This is a genomic window from Pseudomonas sp. BS-2016, assembly GCF_001806145.1.
GTDB classification, from domain to species: Bacteria; Pseudomonadota; Gammaproteobacteria; order Pseudomonadales; family Pseudomonadaceae; genus Aquipseudomonas; species Aquipseudomonas lundensis.
In genome coordinates this window covers 1-1,357 of record NZ_MLCT01000145.1, presented here as the reverse complement: position 1 = coordinate 1,357, position 1,357 = coordinate 1, and the positions used below count along the sequence as shown (strand labels likewise).

1 protein-coding gene is annotated in these 1,357 nt (G+C 59.5%); it reads left to right on the top strand.

Annotation, left to right across the window (positions count from 1 at the left end):
* Nucleotides 1-224: 224 nt before the first annotated feature.
* The coding region (locus tag BKD70_RS23135; protein WP_070415476.1) for an MFS transporter at nt 225-1,357 on the top strand (1,133 nt) is incomplete at its 3' end.

The window sequence follows — 1,357 nt, the reverse complement described above, 5'->3', positions numbered from 1 at the left end:
TCTTCAGGTTGTGGGTTCTAGCCCCACGAATCAGGATCTTGTCCAAGATGGCCTCGCACGGCGGGCGTAAATGATGCCGGAGTATACGGCTAAAGACTGGATGAATATACACTGTCAAAACGCCGCCTGCAGCCTTACATGAAAGCTGCGCGGCAAAGCGCCGCATATACCCTCTCAATCGATGGGACTGGTAGAATCGCCGCCGGTTCACACGAGGTTTTTCCATGCACGATCCCCACAGCGAACGCATGAGTAGCGGCGAGACCCGAGCGGCAAGCGGGCTGGCCCTGGTGTTCGCCTTCCGTATGCTGGGCATGTTTATGGTGTTGCCAGTGCTGGCCACCTATGGGATGGATCTCGCAGGTGCGACCCCCGCCTTGATCGGCCTGGCGATTGGTGCCTATGGCCTGACCCAGGCGATTTTCCAGATCCCGTTCGGGATTATTTCCGACCGCATTGGCCGTCGCCCGGTGATCTATCTCGGGCTGATCGTATTCGCCCTTGGCAGTGTGCTAGCGGCCCAATCCGATTCGATCTGGGGCGTGATCGCCGGCCGCATCCTGCAGGGCGCCGGTGCGATTTCCGCCGCCGTGATGGCGCTGCTGTCGGACCTGACCCGCGAACAACACCGCACCAAGGCCATGGCGATGATCGGCATGACCATCGGCCTGTCGTTTGCCGTGGCCATGGTGGTCGGGCCCTTGCTCACGCGCGCGTTCGGCTTGCATGGGCTGTTCCTGGCCACGGGCGGCATGGCGTTGTTTGGCATCCTGATCGTTGCCTTTATGGTGCCGCGCTCCACCGGTACCCTGCAGCATCGTGAATCGGGCGTCGCACGCAAGGCGTTGCTTCCCACGCTCAAGCACCCGGACTTGCTGCGCCTGGATTTAGGTATCTTCGTATTACACGCCATGCTGATGTGCAGCTTCGTCGCCTTGCCCCTGGCCCTGGTGGAAAAAGCCGGCCTGCCCAAGGAACAGCACTGGTGGGTCTACCTCACTGCGCTGTTGATTTCGTTCTTCGCCATGATCCCGTTCATCATCTATGGCGAGAAGAAACGCAAAATGAAACGAGTTTTACTCGGCGCCGTCGCGACATTGATGCTCACTGAACTATTCTTCTGGCAGTTCGGCGACAGCCTGCGAGCATTGGTGATCGGTACGGTGGTGTTTTTCACCGCCTTCAACCTGCTCGAAGCGTCGTTGCCGTCATTGATCAGTAAAGTTTCACCGGCAGGCGGCAAGGGCACGGCCATGGGGGTGTATTCCACCAGCCAGTTCCTGGGTTCCGCGTTGGGCGGCATCATGGGCGGCTGGATGTTCCAGCATGGCGGTTTGTCGGTTGTGTTCCTCGGATG